The following is a 15,704-nucleotide window of genomic DNA, read 5'->3' as shown; positions in this document are numbered from 1 at the left end:
GGCGTGATGAATACGAGGGGCCGCGGCCCCTCGTATCTCAAGCTTCGTCGCGGCTGCATATCCTGCGGCGGTGGCGGGGCCTCATCCGCTTTTCGAAACAGGGTTGAGCCTATCTGACCCCAACCCGGCCGGCAGGGGGCGCGCATGTTCTCATTCATCGCCAGACGCATCGGCACCATACTGCTCACGATGCTGTGCCTGACGCTGGTCGTGTTCTTTCTCGTCAATCTCGAGCCCAATCTCAAGAAACTGGCGATCAGCCAGACCGAGATGCACACGCCCGCCGACCAGCTTGAAAGCTGGCTGGTCAACCATGGCTACCGGCAGAATTTCTTCGTGCGCTACGGCCAGTGGCTGGGCGTCCTGCCGAAGCATCCGATCACCGATCCGGCGACCGGCAAGACGACCCAACGCTTCTCCTTCTGCAACGACCCGATCGAGCCGACATTCTCCGGCGTTCTGCAGGGCGATTTCGGTTGCTCGACCAAGTTCAAGACGACGGTCGGGGCCAAGCTTTTCCCGGCCCTCGGCGCCACCGGATTGCTGATGTTCTGGGTGCTGGCGGTGATGGTGCCGATCTCGCTGCTGATCGGCATTCTCGCCGGCATGCGCGAAGGCTCGCGCACCGACCGTGTGCTGTCCGTGGCCTCGATCGCCTCGACGGCGACGCCCGAATATGTGTCGGGCGTCATCTTCACCGTCATCTTCGCCTCCTGGCTCGGCTGGCTGAACGGCTCGGCTGCGTCCGCCAGCCAAGGCATCACCTTCTACAATTTCACGCTGCCGGTGATCACGCTGGCGATCTACGGCATCGGCTATATCGCGCGCATGACACGCGCCTCGATGGTCGAGGTGATGACGCAGCAATATATCCGCACCGCCCGGCTGAAGGGCCTGTCCTTCAGCAGCGTGGTCATCAAGCATGCGTTGCGCAACGCGTTGATCGCACCCTTCACCGTCATCATGCTGCAGTTCCCGTGGCTGCTCACCGGCGTCGTCATCGTCGAGGTGATGTTCCGCTACCAGGGCTTTGGCTACACGCTGGTCGAAGCCGCCGGCAACAACGACATCGATCTGCTGCTCGGCTGCTCGCTGGTCTCGGTGTTCATCGTGCTGATCACGCAGCTCATTTCCGATGTCGGCTACGCGTTTCTCAATCCGCGTATCAGGGTTCAGTAGGGGCAGGGCCGATGCAAACCGAATATATCAGCGCCTTCGACGTGGTTATCGGCGTGCTCTGGCGGTTCTGGCCGGTGTGGGTCGGGCTCATCCTGGTGATGGGCGCCAGCTTTACCTACAAGAAGCGACTCGGCCTCTACGGCCAGCTTTTCGACAGCGGCGTCGGCATCGCCGGCGTCTTCATCTGCCTGTTCTGGCTGTTCACGGCGATCTTCGCCTCGACCATCTCGCCCTTCGACCCGTTGGCGCAGATCTCGGTGATGAAGGACACGCTGCCCGGCGCGATCGAGCCGGCATCGAAGCTCGTCTATTATTTCGGTGGCGACAAGCTTGCCCGCGACGTGTTCTCGCGCATGGTCTATGGCAGCCAGATCGTGCTGATCATCGCGCCGGCCGCCACCGGCTTCGCGCTGATGGTCGGCATCACGCTCGGCCTGCCGGCCGGCTACTATGGCGGCAAGATCGACACGCTGCTGTCGTTCCTTGCCAATCTGGTGCTGGCCTTCCCGGTCATCCTTCTGTTCTACCTGCTGGTGACGCCGGGCATCATGGACACGCCGATCCCCTATGCGATGGCGGGATTGTTCTTCCTGTTCCCGATCATCTTCTTCAGCGTCCTGTTTTGGACGCGGTTCAAAAACCGGCCGGATCGGCTCTACATCCTGCTTGGCATCACGCTGGTGGTCGGCGGCTGGATCTATGCAGGCCTCGTCTTCGACAAGGATCCGTTCCACATCGTCCATATCGATCCGAACCAGCTCAACATCTTCGTGGCGGTGGTGTTCGCTTCCAGCCCCGGCGTGTTCCGCATCGTGCGCGGTCTGACCATGGACATCAAGACGCGCGACTATGTTGCGGCGGCGCAGACGCGCGGTGAATCGCCCTGGTACATCATGCTGTGGGAGATCCTGCCCAACGCGCGCGGTCCGCTGATCGTCGATGCCTGCCTGCGTATCGGCTACACGACGATCCTGCTCGGAACGCTCGGCTATTTCGGCCTGGGCCTGGCGCCGGAGAGCCCCGACTGGGGCACCGCGATCAAGGACGCCAGCCGCCTCTTGCGTTCCTTCATCCACCCGGCGCTGCCGCCGACAATCGCATTGATGTCGTTCGTGCTGGGGCTGAACCTGTTGGCGGATTCGCTGCGTGAACAGTCGATGAAGGATTGATGGCGGGGCTTTCGGCCCCATCTTCCAAGAACAAGGATTGGAGCGACCCATGAACGAGGCAGTTCGAGATCCAGCCAAGGCGACCGGTCAGCCGATCATCGAGATCGAGAACCTCTCGATCTCCTTCTTCACCCGCAAGGGCGAGATCCCGGCCGTGATGGATTTTTCCTGCACGGTGATGCCCGGCGAGGCGATGGGCATCGTCGGCGAATCCGGCTGCGGCAAGTCGACCGTGTCGCTCGGCATCATGCGCGACCTTTCCAACATCGGAAAGATCGTCGGCGGCAAGATCAAGTTCCAGGGCAAGGACATGGGCGAGCTCTCCGAGGAGGAGCTGCGCTCCATCCGCGGCAACAAGATCGCCATGATCTACCAGGAGCCGATGGCGAGCCTCAATCCGGCGATGAAAATCGGCCAGCAGCTGATGGAAGTGCCGCTGATCCACGACAAGGTGTCGAAGGAAGAGGCGCATAATCGCGCGCTGGAGATGGTGCGGGCGGTGAGGCTGCCCGATCCCGAGCGCATGATGCGCTCCTATCCGCACCAGCTGTCGGGCGGCCAGCAGCAGCGCATCGTCATCGCCATGGCGCTGCTGTCCAAGCCGGCGCTCTTGCTGCTCGACGAGCCGACGACGGCGCTCGACGTCACCGTCGAGGCCGGCATCGTCGAACTGGTCAAGGGGCTGGGCGAGAAGTTCGGCACCTCGATGATCTTCGTGTCGCACAATCTCGGTCTCATCCTCGAGACCTGCGACAAGATCACGGTGATGTATTCCGGCGAGGCGGTCGAGACCGGCAAGATCGAGGATGTGTTCGACCGGATGCGCCATCCCTATACGCAAGGGTTGTTCCGCTCGATCCCGCTGCCCGGCGCCGACAAGAACTCACGGCCGCTGATCTCCATTCCCGGCCAGTTGCCGCTGCCGCACGAGCGGCCGAAGGGCTGCAATTTCGGCCCGCGCTGCCACCATTTCGTCGAGGGCGTCTGCAACGCCGCGGAAATCCCGATGATCCCGGTCGACGGCCATGAGGGGCATTTCTCGCGCTGCGTGCGGTTCAACGAGATCGACTGGGAGGCGCTGCCGCCCGGCGCCAAGAAGGTCAATGAAAAGGTCGAGCCCGGCGCGCCGGTGCTCAAGATCGACGATCTCAAGAAATACTACAGGGTCGGCGGCAGCGAGGTGTTCGGCTCCAGCGAAGGCCGCGTCGTCAAGGCCAACGAGACAATCTCGTTCACCGCGCGCGAATCCGAGACGGTTGCGATCGTCGGCGAATCCGGCTGCGGCAAGTCGACACTCGCCAAGGTGCTTCTGGGACTGGAGACCGCCAGCTCCGGCACGGTGACGCTGGGCAACAAGGAGATCCAGTCGACCGGCATCGAGAGCCGCAATGTCGAGACCGTGTCTTCGATCCAGATGGTGTTCCAGAACCCGTTCGACACGCTGAACCCCAGCCACAGCGTCGGCTCGCAGATCATCCGCACGCTGGAGAAGTTCAAGGTCGGCAAGAATGTCGCCGAGCGGCGCCAGCGCATGCTGGAGCTGCTCGACCTGGTGAAGCTGCCGCGCGCCTTCGAGACCCGCAAGCCACGCCAGCTGTCGGGCGGCCAGAAGCAGCGCATCGGCGTCGCGCGCGCCTTTGCCGGCGACGCCAAGGTGGTGGTGGCCGACGAGCCGGTCTCGGCGCTCGATGTCTCGGTGCAGGCGGCGGTGACCGAACTGCTGATGGATATCCAGCGCAAGAACAAGACGACGATGCTGTTCATCAGCCACGATCTGTCGGTGGTGCGCTACATCGCCGACCGCGTCGTCGTCATGTATCTCGGCTATATCGTCGAGCAAGGCACGACCGACCAGATCTTCTCGCCGCCTTACCATCCCTATACCGAGGCGCTGCTCTCGGCGATCCCGATCGCCGACACGAGCGTGGTCAAGAAGCACATCGTGCTCGAAGGCGACATCCCGTCGGCGATGAACCCGCCGACCGGCTGCCCGTTCCAGACGCGCTGCGGCTACAAGAAGCTGGTGCCGGACAATCTGTGCGAGACCAAGGTGCCGCCGGTGAAGAATCTCGGCGACGGCCATATGAGCCTGTGCTGGCTTGCCGACGACGTGCTGGCGAAGATGGAGCCGGTCATCAAGTTCGACAAGGAGCATGCCGCGCATGAGGGCGTGCCCGAAGATGCGCCGCACGGCGAAGGCCCGGGATTTGCGGCTTCGCCGCCGAAGCGTCCACGGGGCAAGAAGGCCAGTGCCGAAGCCGATGCGACCGGAGAGGCCATCGAGGAGAATGACGCCGTCTTGCGAGCCCGTCGTCACGAAGTCCGCGACGAGACATCGGAAACCGGTGTTTCAAAGCCGAAGGACACGACAAGGCGTCACTAGTCTAATGCATGTCGCGCAAAAGTGTGCAGCGGTTTTGCGATAACGACATGCATGAAAACAAAGCGCTTAAAGCGCGTCGCCTGAATCCGCTTCAGCGCGACGCGCTTTAGGCCCAGACGAAGCCTTAATTGTCGCACTGCCGCATCTGCGCGGCGTAATCGCGGGCCATCTGGTCGGTGGCGCGCGCGTAGCCTTGAACGCCGGCGTCGCCGCGATTGCCGCGGCCATAGGCGGTCCAGCCGAGATAGTAGGCCAGATAGAGATTGTAGGTGTCGTTGCGGGCGACGCCGAAGGTGTCGGCGGTCTTGGAATGGTACCAGCCGACGAAGTCGATGGCGTCGGCAAAGCGCGTGCGGCGCGCCGCCCAGTTGCCGGTCTCGCTTTGATATTGCGACCAGGTGCCGTCGAGCGCCTGCGAGTAGCCGGTGGCGCTCGAGACATGGGTCCACGGGATGAAGCCGAGCAGCTTGGTGCGCGGCGGGCGGGCGTTGCTCTTGAAGCCGGATTCCTTGCGCACCGTCGCCATCAGCACGGGGACAGGGATGCCGTATTTCTGCTCGGTCCGCTCGGCGGCGGACTGCCAGTTGTCGAACCAGCCGTCATTCTGGTCGAAGACGGCACAGACATTGTTGATGTGGCTGGGCGCTGTCGCGCAGGCCGAAAGCGCCAGCAGCACGGAGACAGCGACAATTTTACTAAAACTCGACCTACGCATTGGAAGACGAATAGGCCGAAATCATAAAAGGAGTCTTGCGCGGTTCCTTAACGCGGATGCGGAGGCACGAAAAAGCCGAGTGTCGATATTACGACCATCACCGTCGCTATTCTCTTCATTGGCTTTGAAAAATGCCGCCTTGACTAAAATCACGCCGGCAAATGGCGAATTCCTGACAGCTCGCATCTGATGCCGGCGCTCTGATGCGCGCATGAGCGAACCAAGACGCAAGCGCGGCGCCGAGCGCACCAGCAACCGTGGGCCAGCGGCCATTCCACAACTGCCGCGGCGGCGAGTGGAGAATCCCTATCCGCCCATGGCGCTGCTGTCGGCCGACCAGATCGAGGCCATCCACCAGGCGTCGATGCATATACTGGAGAATTTCGGCATCGAGGTGATGAGCGCGCGGGCGCTGTCGCTGTTCGAGCGCGCCGGCGCCAAGGTCGATCACGGCTCGATGAATGTGCGCGTCGATCGCGGCATGGTCGAGGAGGCGCTGAAGTCGACGCGCCCGGCCTACACGCTGACGCCCCGCAATCCGGACCACGCCATCCATCTCGGCGGCAGCACGATCAACTTCACGCTGGTGGCGGGGCCGCCCAACGTGCATGACATGGAGCGCGGCCGCCGCGCCGGCAACTTTGCCGACTATTCGGACCTCGTGCGGCTGGCGCAGCATTTCAACTGCATCCACATGCTGGGCAATCAGGTCTGCGCGCCGATCGAGCTGCCGGCGAACACAAGGCATATGGACACCTATTTCGCCAACCTGACGCTGACCGACAAATCTTTCCACGTCTCGGCGATCGGCCGGGGCAGGGCGCTCGACGGCATCGAGATGATGGCGATCGCGCGCGGGCTGACACTTGATGAGATGCGCGACGATCCCGGCGTCAACACCATCATTTCGGTCAACTCGCCGCGCCGCTTCGACGAGATGATGGCGGAAGGGCTGATGACCATGGCCGAGTACGGCCAGTCGGTGGCGGTGACGCCGTTCACGTTGATGGGCGCGATGAGCCCGGTGACGCTGGCCGGCGCGCTGGCGCAGCAGAATGCCGAAGCGCTGTTCGGCATCGTGCTCACGCAGCTGGTGCGGCCCGGCGCGCCGGTGATGTATGGCGCCTTCACCTCCAATGTCGACATGAAGTCTGGCGCGCCCGCCTTCGGCACGCCGGAAAACACCAAGGCCAATATCGCTTCCGGGCAATTGGCGCGGCGCTATGGATTGCCCTATCGCACGACGCCGGGCTCAGCCTCGAACGCGGCGGACGCGCAGGGCGCTTATGAAACGCTGATGGCTTTGTGGGGCGCGGTGCTCGGCCACGGCAATCTCGTCTATCACGCCGCCGGTTGGCAGGAAGGCGGGCTGACGGCTTCGTTCGAGAAGCTGATCATCGATGTTGAGATGATGCAGCACATGATCGAGTTTTTGCGCCCGATCGTGGTCGACGAAGGCGAACTGGCCGTGGACGCGCTGGGCGCGGTGCCGACCGGCGGGCATTTCTTCGGCGAGCCGCACACGCTGGAGCGCTACGCCACCGCCTTCTACCAGCCGATGCTTTCCAACTGGCAGAATTACGAAGCCTGGCAGGAAGCCGGCGGGCTCGACACGACGGCACGCGCGACGCGGCTGTGGAAGAAGGCGCTGGAGGAATATGTCCAGCCGGCCATGGACCCCGCCGTGCGCGAGGCGCTCGAAGCCTATATGGCGCGCCGCAAGGAAGCGATCGGGCAGGGCGAACCGTGATGGAACAGCTTCCCATCCTGATTCATTTCAATCTCTCAACTCACTGAACCAACGAGAAAAACCCCATGAAGTCGCATGCAAAGGTCGTAGTCATCGGCGGTGGTGTCGTCGGATGCTCGGTGCTGTTCCATCTTGCCCGCCATGGCTGGACCGATGTCGTGCTTCTCGAACGCGATGAGCTGACCTCGGGCTCGACCTGGCATGCGGCGGGCGGCATGCACACCATCAACGGCGACCCCAACGTCGCCAAGCTGCAGAAATACACGATCTCGCTCTACAAGGAGATCGAGGAGCTTTCGGGACAGGCGACGGGCGTGCACCTGACGGGCGGCGTGCTTCTGGCGGCAACCGAGGCGCGGCTCGACTGGTTGCGCGGCGTCGTGTCGAAGGGCCGCTATCTCGGCATCGATCTCGAAGTCATTTCCGCGAAGGAAGCCGCGGAATTGATGCCGCTGATCGATCCCAGCCAGTTCGTCGGCGCCGTGCGCAACAAGGAGGACGGCCACCTCGATCCGTCCGGCGTGACCCACGCCTATGCCAAGGCCGCGCGGAAACTGGGCGCCGAGGTCGAGCGCTTCACCAAGGTCGAGGACATCGTGCGCCGTCCCGACGGGTTGTGGCGCGTCATCACCAACAAGGGCGACGTTATCGCCGAGCATGTCGTCAATGCCGGCGGGCTGTGGGCGCGCGAGGTTGGCCGCATGGTCGGGCTGGAACTGCCGGTGCTGGCGATGGAGCACATGTACCTGATCACCGAGGACATGCCGGAGGTCGCGGATTGGAACAAGAAGACCGGCACCGAGATCATCCATGCCGTCGACTTCGACGGCGAGCTGTATCTGCGCCAGGAGCGCGGCGGCATGCTGATGGGCACCTATGAGAAGGCCAACAAGGTGTGGTCGGAGTTCACCACGCCTTGGAATTTCGGCCATGAACTGCTGGAACCGGACATCGACCGCATCGCGCCGTCGCTGGAAGTCGGCTTTCGCCACTTCCCGGCCTTCCAGAAGACCGGGATCAAGCAGATCATCAACGGCCCATTCACCTTCGCGCCCGACGGCAACCCGCTGGTCGGTCCGGTGCGCGGCCTGCCGGGCTTCTGGGTCGCCTGCGGCGTCATGGCCGGCTTCAGCCAAGGCGGCGGCGTCGGTCTCGCGCTCTCCAACTGGATGATCGAGGGCGATCCCGGCGCCGACATCTGGGCGATGGATGTCGCCCGCTACGGCGACTGGGCGACGATGGCCTACACCAACGCCAAAGTGCGCGAGAATTACTCGCGCCGCTTCTCGATCCGTTTCCCCAACGAGGAATTGCCGGCCGGGCGCCAGCTCAAGACGACGCCGGTCTACGACCTGCTGTCGGCCAAGGGCGCGCAATGGGGCGTTTCTTTCGGGCTTGAGGTGCCGCTGTGGTATGCGCCCGCGGGCGTCAAGGATGAGTTCTCATGGCGGCGCTCCAACGATTTCGCCCATATCGCCAATGAAGTGGCGGCGGTGCGCGGCGGCGTCGGCCTGTCGGAGATCTCGAACTTCGCCAAATACAAGGTGACGGGCGAGGGCGCCTCAGCCTGGCTCGACCGTGTGCTTGCCTGCAAATTGCCGAAGCCCGGCCGCATGACGCTGGCGCCGATGCTGAAGCAAGACGGCAAGCTGATCGGCGACTTCACGCTCGCCAACGTTGGCGACGGCGAATGGTTCATCGCCGGCTCCGGCGTCGCCGAGCAATACCACATGCGCTGGTTCGAGGCGCATCTGCCCAAGGACGGCTCGGTACACATCGAGGCGCTGGGGCAGAAACTCACCGGCCTCGCCATCGCCGGACCGAAAGCGCGGGAGGTGCTGGCGAAAGCCAGCCGCGCCGACGTCTCCAATGCCGCATTCCCGTTCATGGCGGTGGCGCTGATGGATATCGGCATGGCGCCGTGCCTGGTCGGGCGCGTCAGCTATACCGGCGATCTCGGCTACGAGATCTGGGTGGCGCCCGAATATCAGCGCGCCGCCTTCCAGGCGCTGCTGGCGGCGGGCGAGGAATTTTCGATCGGCCTGTTCGGCTCGAGGGCGCTCAATGCGCTGAGGCTCGAGAAGAACTACGGCTCATGGGCGCGCGAGTACCGGCCGATCTACGGGCCGCTCGAGGCCGGGCTCGACCGTTTCGTCGCCTATGGCAAGGATGCCGATTTCATCGGCAAGGCAGCGGCGCTCGCCGAGCGCAAAGGGGGCGGCAAGCTTCGGCTGCGCAGCTTCATTGTCGACGCCACCGATGCCGACGTCATCGGCGACGAGGCGATCTGGCATGACGGTGTCGTGCTCGGCTGGGTCACGTCCGGCGGCTATGCGCATAATTCGGGGAAGTCGGTCGCCTTGGGCTATGTGCCCAAGGAGATCGCCGACAGACCGGACGGGTTCGAGATCGAGATCCTCGGCAAGCGTCATGCGGCGCGCATCCAGGCGGCGGCGCTGTTCGACGCCAATTTCGAACGGATGCGCGCCTGAAGCGCTACGGCTTCGCCGATGCGCTTCAGATTCTTGGCTTTGTGCATGCCGTCATCCCAAAACGGCTGAGCACTTTTGGGCGACATGCACTGGCGGTGCATGCTTTGTCAGCCGCGACGGTTGTCCAGCGCGAAGGCGCCTGGGCCGGCGAATATAAGATAGAGGAAGATGAAGCAGAAGGAGATCGCCAAGTCGCCGCCGTTGTTTACGGGGAAGAAGTCGCGCGGGAAGTGCGCCATGAAATAGGCGATGGCCATTTCGCCAGCCAGGAGGAAGGCGACCGGGCGGGTGAAGAGCCCGAGCGCCAGCAGGATGCCGCCAGCGAATTCGAGAATGCCGGCCGCCGTCGTCAGCCCGGTAAGGGCGTGCGGCTGAGCGCTGACCGGGAAGTTGAACAGCTTCTGCGAGCCATGTTCGATGAACTGCAACGCGGTCATGATGCGCAGCACGCCCAGCGCCTGCGGCCGGTACCGAGCAAGGCTTTCAAAAAGCTTCATCTAAAACTCCATTTTACCCCGCCCGGCCATAAATTATCACCCGGCAATGGACCACTCACTTCCCACGGCCCCACCATCAACAATCGGTGAGTGAAAATGGTTTCACCTCTCAACAAATGTTCTCGCAATGGTTGCATATTTATCCCTATGGTTGTATTGATATGCCGAGACATCAAACCATACGGGTCCGCTTTGCCATGAAAAAAATCCTCATCAGCCTATTCGCAATCCTTGCAGGCACCAGCTTCGCCGCGGCCGCTGACGGGGGCTGCGATGCCTTCAAATGGCCGGTTGCGCGCGAGCAGGCCCTGTTCCCGGCGGCGCCGGCCGCCCAGTCCGGCACCTCCCTGACAGTCGGGCAAGCGGTGGATTTCTCGCTCGAGGCCGTCGATACGGTCAGCTTTGAAGTGCCGCCGGAACGCGCACCGGCAGCCGGCACGTTCGGCGCGACGGCCAGCGTGGCCGTGCCGCCTGATGGCGAGTTGCAGCTCAGCCTGTCCGACGAGGCCTGGATCGATGTCGTGCAGGACGGCAAGACCGTAAAATCGGTGGCTTTCAGCGGCGTCAAGACCTGCCCGGGCATCCGCAAGAGCGTCCGCTTCAAGCTCGCCGGCGGCGCGGCGATCATCCAGATCAGCGGCGCAAAAAAGGCCGATCTGAAGGTGGCTGTGCTGACGCCGGAGTGATCCGGCGCCAGCCCATCCAAGCAAGCGCTGCTAACGCGTCGACGCCAGCAGCGCGAAATGCGCGCCTTGCGGGTCCTGGCACTGGATGATCCACTGGCCGCTCGGCACGTCCATCGGTCCCATGATGACCTTGCCGCCATTGTCGGTGACGCGCTTGGCGGCGGCGTCGATGGCGTCGACGTTGAAATAGAACTGCCAGACGGGAACCGGGATCTGCGGCGGCTTGTTCATGATGCCGCCGCCGGATTCGGGGCCGGCGCCAAAAGTCTGGTAGATGCCCATCTCGCCCATATCGAACTGGCCGGAGCTCTTCCAGCCGAACTGGCTGGAATAGAAGTCGAAAGCGGCTTTCCAATCCGAGGTGTAGAGCTCGTGCCAGCCGATATGGCCGGGTGTGGTCGCCGGCACCGACGGCTGTTCAGGCTGGTTGGGCTGAAGGAACATGAAGGCCGCGCCTTGCGGGTCGGCAACGACGGCGAAGCGGCCGACGCCCGGAATGTCGTCCGGCGCGCGGTGCACCGCACCGCCGGCGTCCTTGAGCGCTTGCGTCGAGGCGTCGACGTCCTTGGTGTAGATATAGCCCACCCAGGCCGGCGGCATACCCATCTTGGCGGGTTCTTCCGGCATCGTCATCAGCCCGCCGACGCCGCGCACGCTGGAATTCATCACGATGTAGCGCGGCATGCCAGGCGCCTTGTCGAAGGGCTCGGCCCGCCAGCCGACAACGGCGGTATAAAAAGCCTCGGCAGCGTCGAGGTCGGTGGTCATCAGTTCGTACCAGAAGAAAGGTTGCGGGGATTTCGGCATCGTCGGTCTCCTCACCGGTTCAGGCAGCGATCGCGGTTCGATCCATCCTAGGACGATCCTGGCGACAGAAATCCGACATCTGGGCCGGAATTCGAGGATGGCAAGGCACTAGCGCATATCGCCTAGGGCGCGCAGCGGTTTTGCGACGACGACATGCATCAAAGCGCGCCTCGCTCCGATCCGTTCCTGCGTGATGCTTTAGGATTCGCAATCTTGCGCGCCATGGGGTTTTCGACTTTGCTTGTTGCCGATGAGGGGTTTCGATCCATGCGCCACATGTCACTGACGCCGGAACTTGTCGCTCTGTGCCATCGGGAGGAGGTCGACCCTGGCCCCAGCGGGGATTGGGCACAGCTAAGCGACGATGATTTCCGGACGCTCGCCACGCGTCTTGCCGGCGAGGCCGATGAAGGTCCGCTCTGGGTGTTCGCCTATGGCTCGCTGATCTGGAAACCGGCCTTCGAGTCCGTCGAGCAGTTGCGCGCCTCGGCCCATGGCTGGCATCGCTCCTTCTGCCTGGATCTCGTGCGCTGGAGAGGCAGCGCCGAGCAGCCCGGACTGATGATGGCGCTCGAACGCGGCGGGCGCTGCGATGGCGTGATCTACCGCCTGCCGGACGGTGACAAGGCAGCCCAGATCGAAAGGCTGTTGCGACGCGAGATCGACGATCACGAAGCCGTCAGTTCGGTGCGATGGGTCCCAGTGCGCACCGCGCAAGGATCGCTCAGGGCGCTCGGTTTCTGGGTCGGCATCACCGGCAGGGGGACGTCTCTCGGGCAGCCGCTGGAGAGCGTAGCAAAGATATTGGCTTGCGCATGCGGCCATGTCGGTTCCGGCGCCGAATATCTCTACAACACCGTCAGCCACCTCGAGACCTTCGGCATCCATGACCGCAATCTGTGGCGGCTGCAGGAACTGGTGGCGGACGAGATCCGGTCGATCCATGGCCACAAGGTCACAAGCCATGCCATAGCAGAGGTTACTGAGGTGGCTATAACATGATTTCATTTGTCATGTTTTACTCAGCCATTACAGTGGCTTGGCCGAAAATTGACCAATTGATAAAAAAATAAAACGTGCTAGCCTTCCCAAAACGACAACAAGGGGAGCTGGAATGGCGACTGGTCATTTCATCGAAGGCATTGCCGGCGGCCGGCTGTCTTCGGAGCAATATGCCGACAATTTTTCCGACCTGCATCCGCCGCTCGATCATCATGAGGCGCTGGTCGAATCCGATCGCTGCTATTTCTGCTACGACGCGCCATGCATGAACGCGTGTCCGACTTCGATCGACATCCCGCTGTTCATCCGCCAGATCGCGACCGGCAATCCGCTGGGCTCGGCCAAGACGATCTTCGACCAGAACATCCTTGGCGGCATGTGCGCCCGCGTCTGCCCGACCGAGACGCTGTGCGAAGAGGTCTGCGTGCGCGAGGTGGCGGAGGGCAAGCCTGTGCAGATCGGCCGGCTGCAGCGCTACGCCACCGACGTCGCCATGAGCGAGGACAAGCAGTTCTACAAGCGCGCCGAGCCGACCGGGAAGAGCATCGCCGTGGTCGGTGCCGGGCCGGCCGGGCTGGCGGCAGCGCATCGCCTCGCCCGTCATGGCCATGAGGTGACGATCCTGGAGGCGCGGCCGAAGGCTGGCGGCCTCAACGAATATGGCATCGCCGCCTATAAGAGCGTCGACGATTTCGCCCAGGCCGAGGTCGACTATGTCACCGCGATCGGCGGCATCGATATCCAGAACGGCAAGGCGCTCGGCCGCGACTTCCAGCTTGCCGACCTGATGCGTAACTACGACGCGGTGTTCCTTGGGCTCGGGCTCGGCGGGGTCAATGCGCTGCGCGCCGATGGCGAGGATGCCGATGGCGTCACCAATGCGGTGGAATTCATCTCGGAACTGCGCCAGGCGAGCGACCTTTCCAGCCTGCCGGTCGGCCGACGCGTCGTCGTCATCGGCGGCGGCATGACGGCGATCGATGCCGCGGTGCAGTCGAAGCTGCTCGGCGCGGAAGAGGTGACGGTCTGCTACCGGCGCGGCCAGGAGCACATGAACGCTTCCGGCTTTGAACAGGACCTGGCCGCCGCCAACGGCGTCACCATCCGCCACTGGCTGCAGCCGAAGCGCGTCCTTGCCGAGAACGGCAAGGTTTCCGCGATCGAGCTCGAATACACCGCGATCAGCGGCGACAAGCTCACAGGCACCGGCGAACGGCTCACGCTTGTCGCCGACCAGGTGTTCAAGGCGATCGGCCAGAGCTTCGTGCCGGCGCATCTCAACGGCAGCGCGGAACAGATCGAGCTCGAAGGCGGCCGCATCAAGGTCGATGCGGAAGGCCGCACCTCGCTGGCCAAGGTCTGGGCCGGCGGCGACTGCATCTTCGGCGGCGACGATTTGACTGTCTCGGCGGTGGCGCAAGGGCGCGACGCGGCCGAGAGCATCCACCGGGCACTGACCTCTAACGGGAGGGCATGAGCATGGCAGACATCCGCAACAATTTCGTCGGCATCAAATCGCCCAACCCGTTCTGGCTGGCCTCGGCGCCGCCGACCGACAAGGCCTACAATGTCGAGCGCGCCTTCAAGGCCGGCTGGGGCGGCGTGGTGTGGAAGACGCTGGGCGAGGAAGGCCCGCCGGTCGTCAACGTCAACGGCCCGCGTTATGGCGCGATCTGGGGCGCCGACCGCCGCCTGCTTGGCCTCAACAATATCGAACTGATCACCGACCGCGACCTGCAGACCAACCTGCGCGAGATGAAGCAGGTGAAGATGAACTGGCCGGACCGGGCGCTGATCGCCTCGATCATGGTGCCGTGCGTGGAAGAGAGCTGGAAGGCGATCCTGCCGCTGGTCGAGGAGACCGGCGCCGACGGAATCGAGCTCAATTTCGGCTGCCCGCACGGCATGTCGGAACGCGGCATGGGCTCGGCGGTCGGCCAGGTGCCGGAATATATCGAGATGGTCGTGCGCTGGTGCAAACAGTACACGCGCATGCCGGTCATCACCAAGCTGACGCCCAACATCACCGACATCCGCAAGCCGGCCCGGGCGGCGCATGCCGGCGGCACCGATGCTGTGTCGCTGATCAACACCATCAACTCGATCACCGGCGTCGATCTCGACAGTTTCGCCCCGCAGCCGACCATCGACGGCAAGGGCTCGCATGGCGGCTATTGCGGCCCAGCGGTGAAGCCGATCGCCATGAACATGGTGGCCGAGATCGCCCGCGATCCTGAAACGCATGGCCTTCCGATCTCCGGCATCGGCGGCATCACCACCTGGCGCGACGCCGCCGAATTCATGGCGCTCGGCGCCGGCAATGTGCAGGTCTGCACCGCGGCCATGACCTACGGCTTCAAGATCGTACAGGAGATGATCGCCGGGCTGGAGAACTGGATGGACGAGAAGGGCCATGCCTCGCTCTCCGACATCATCGGCCGCGCAACGCCCAACGTTACCGACTGGCAGTATCTCAACCTCAACTATGTCGCCAAGGCGCATATCGACCAGGACGCCTGCATCAAATGCGGCCGCTGCCATATCGCCTGCGAGGACACCTCGCACCAGGCGATCACCAGCATGGTCGACGGCGCCAGGCATTTCGAGGTGATCGAGGCCGAATGCGTCGGCTGCAACCTCTGCGTCAATGTCTGCCCGGTCGAGGGCTGCATCACCATGGAGCCGCTGGCGGCCGGCGTGATGGACCAGCGCACCGGCAAGCCGGTGTCCCCGATCTACGCCAACTGGACGACGCACCCCAACAATCCGACGGCCAAGGTGGCGGCGGAATAGGCTCGGGTTCCTCGCCCCACGCAGTGGGGAGAGGTTGCCCGGCGAAGCCGGGACGGAGAGGGGTCTTCGAGACGGCTGGACACCGCCGAGGCCCCAAATTGCCTGTTGCCATTCCTTGCGCCTCGTTTGCGGCTACGGCGTGCCACATTTCCAAGCGGCTGGCCTTTGGCGATAGCGTGCATGGCAGCTTGGCGCATGCATTGTCTTATGCAGCGCTGGTCGACCCCCACT

12 protein-coding genes are annotated in these 15,704 nt (G+C 63.5%); 9 read left to right on the top strand and 3 right to left on the bottom strand.

Annotated elements, in window-relative coordinates:
• Positions 1-144: 144 nt before the first annotated feature.
• The 3 genes from FJ418_RS15625 to FJ418_RS15615 are packed head-to-tail and all read left to right on the top strand — an operon-like array spanning position 145 to position 4,731.
• Positions 145-1,179, top strand: coding sequence for an ABC transporter permease (locus FJ418_RS15625; protein ID WP_140646109.1), 1,035 nt, complete (start codon positions 145-147; stop codon positions 1,177-1,179).
• A gap of 11 nt (positions 1,180-1,190) precedes the next feature.
• Positions 1,191-2,348, top strand: a complete 1,158-nt coding sequence (locus tag FJ418_RS15620) for an ABC transporter permease (protein WP_140646108.1) — start codon at positions 1,191-1,193, stop codon at positions 2,346-2,348.
• Positions 2,349-2,397: 49 nt separating this feature from the next.
• Positions 2,398-4,731, top strand: coding sequence for an ABC transporter ATP-binding protein (locus FJ418_RS15615; protein WP_140646107.1), 2,334 nt, complete (start codon positions 2,398-2,400; stop codon positions 4,729-4,731).
• Between the two features lie 124 nt (positions 4,732-4,855).
• Here FJ418_RS15615 and FJ418_RS15610 read toward each other — a convergent pair whose 3' ends face one another.
• On the bottom strand, positions 4,856-5,446 hold the full coding sequence (locus FJ418_RS15610) for a hypothetical protein (protein ID WP_140706463.1): 591 nt from the start codon (positions 5,444-5,446) through the stop codon (positions 4,856-4,858).
• A gap of 211 nt (positions 5,447-5,657) precedes the next feature.
• Here FJ418_RS15610 and FJ418_RS15605 point away from each other — a divergent pair, with 211 nt between their 5' ends.
• Both FJ418_RS15605 and FJ418_RS15600 read left to right on the top strand, forming a co-directional pair.
• Entirely contained in the window at positions 5,658-7,196 is a 1,539-nt protein-coding gene (locus FJ418_RS15605; protein ID WP_140867003.1) for a trimethylamine methyltransferase family protein, read from the top strand.
• Between the two features lie 65 nt (positions 7,197-7,261).
• A complete protein-coding gene (locus tag FJ418_RS15600; RefSeq protein ID WP_140867000.1) occupies positions 7,262-9,688 on the top strand; it encodes an FAD-dependent oxidoreductase in 2,427 nt (808 codons plus the stop codon).
• A 107-nt stretch (positions 9,689-9,795) separates the two neighbouring features.
• Here the strand turns inward: FJ418_RS15600 and FJ418_RS15595 are convergent, their stop codons facing one another.
• Positions 9,796-10,185: a DoxX family protein gene (locus tag FJ418_RS15595; RefSeq protein ID WP_140784137.1), complete on the bottom strand. Its 390-nt coding sequence runs from the start codon at positions 10,183-10,185 to the stop codon at positions 9,796-9,798.
• Between the two features lie 197 nt (positions 10,186-10,382).
• Here FJ418_RS15595 and FJ418_RS15590 point away from each other — a divergent pair, with 197 nt between their 5' ends.
• Positions 10,383-10,871, top strand: coding sequence for a hypothetical protein (locus FJ418_RS15590; RefSeq protein ID WP_140856721.1), 489 nt, complete (start codon positions 10,383-10,385; stop codon positions 10,869-10,871).
• Positions 10,872-10,901: 30 nt separating this feature from the next.
• Here the strand turns inward: FJ418_RS15590 and FJ418_RS15585 are convergent, their stop codons facing one another.
• Positions 10,902-11,678, bottom strand: coding sequence for a VOC family protein (locus tag FJ418_RS15585; protein WP_140866997.1), 777 nt, complete (start codon positions 11,676-11,678; stop codon positions 10,902-10,904).
• 267 nt (positions 11,679-11,945) lie between these two features.
• Between FJ418_RS15585 and FJ418_RS15580 the strand changes: the two genes are divergently transcribed.
• From FJ418_RS15580 to preA, 3 genes are all read left to right on the top strand, one after another.
• Positions 11,946-12,680, top strand: coding sequence for a gamma-glutamylcyclotransferase (locus FJ418_RS15580; protein ID WP_140866994.1), 735 nt, complete (start codon positions 11,946-11,948; stop codon positions 12,678-12,680).
• Between the two features lie 112 nt (positions 12,681-12,792).
• Positions 12,793-14,157: an NAD(P)-dependent oxidoreductase gene (locus tag FJ418_RS15575; RefSeq protein WP_140866991.1), complete on the top strand. Its 1,365-nt coding sequence runs from the start codon at positions 12,793-12,795 to the stop codon at positions 14,155-14,157.
• A gap of 2 nt (positions 14,158-14,159) precedes the next feature.
• Positions 14,160-15,473 (top strand): NAD-dependent dihydropyrimidine dehydrogenase subunit PreA, encoded by a 1,314-nt coding sequence (gene preA / locus FJ418_RS15570; RefSeq protein WP_140866988.1) that lies wholly within the window; start codon positions 14,160-14,162, stop codon positions 15,471-15,473.
• Positions 15,474-15,704: the final 231 nt, after the last annotated feature.

The organism is Mesorhizobium sp. B2-8-3, assembly GCF_006440815.1.
GTDB lineage: Bacteria > Pseudomonadota > Alphaproteobacteria > Rhizobiales > Rhizobiaceae > Mesorhizobium.
Note: the sequence above shows the minus strand (reverse complement) of the source record. Positions and strands in the feature narration are given on the sequence as shown.

Bases quoted from the DNA above. Each gene is read 5' to 3' on its own strand.
- FJ418_RS15590 (WP_140856721.1), top strand. From the start codon at position 10,383: ATGAAAAAAATCCTCATCAGCCTATTCGCAATCCTTGCAGGCACCAGC.
- preA (WP_140866988.1), top strand. From the start codon at position 14,160: ATGGCAGACATCCGCAACAATTTCGTCGGCATCAAATCGCCCAACCCG.
- FJ418_RS15600 (WP_140867000.1), top strand. From the start codon at position 7,262: ATGAAGTCGCATGCAAAGGTCGTAGTCATCGGCGGTGGTGTCGTCGGA.
- FJ418_RS15585 (WP_140866997.1), bottom strand. From the start codon at position 11,678: ATGCCGAAATCCCCGCAACCTTTCTTCTGGTACGAACTGATGACCACC.
- FJ418_RS15575 (WP_140866991.1), top strand. From the start codon at position 12,793: ATGGCGACTGGTCATTTCATCGAAGGCATTGCCGGCGGCCGGCTGTCT.
- FJ418_RS15580 (WP_140866994.1), top strand. From the start codon at position 11,946: ATGCGCCACATGTCACTGACGCCGGAACTTGTCGCTCTGTGCCATCGG.
- FJ418_RS15620 (WP_140646108.1), top strand. From the start codon at position 1,191: ATGCAAACCGAATATATCAGCGCCTTCGACGTGGTTATCGGCGTGCTC.
- FJ418_RS15615 (WP_140646107.1), top strand. From the start codon at position 2,398: ATGAACGAGGCAGTTCGAGATCCAGCCAAGGCGACCGGTCAGCCGATC.
- FJ418_RS15595 (WP_140784137.1), bottom strand. From the start codon at position 10,185: ATGAAGCTTTTTGAAAGCCTTGCTCGGTACCGGCCGCAGGCGCTGGGC.
- FJ418_RS15605 (WP_140867003.1), top strand. From the start codon at position 5,658: ATGAGCGAACCAAGACGCAAGCGCGGCGCCGAGCGCACCAGCAACCGT.
- FJ418_RS15625 (WP_140646109.1), top strand. From the start codon at position 145: ATGTTCTCATTCATCGCCAGACGCATCGGCACCATACTGCTCACGATG.
- FJ418_RS15610 (WP_140706463.1), bottom strand. From the start codon at position 5,446: ATGCGTAGGTCGAGTTTTAGTAAAATTGTCGCTGTCTCCGTGCTGCTG.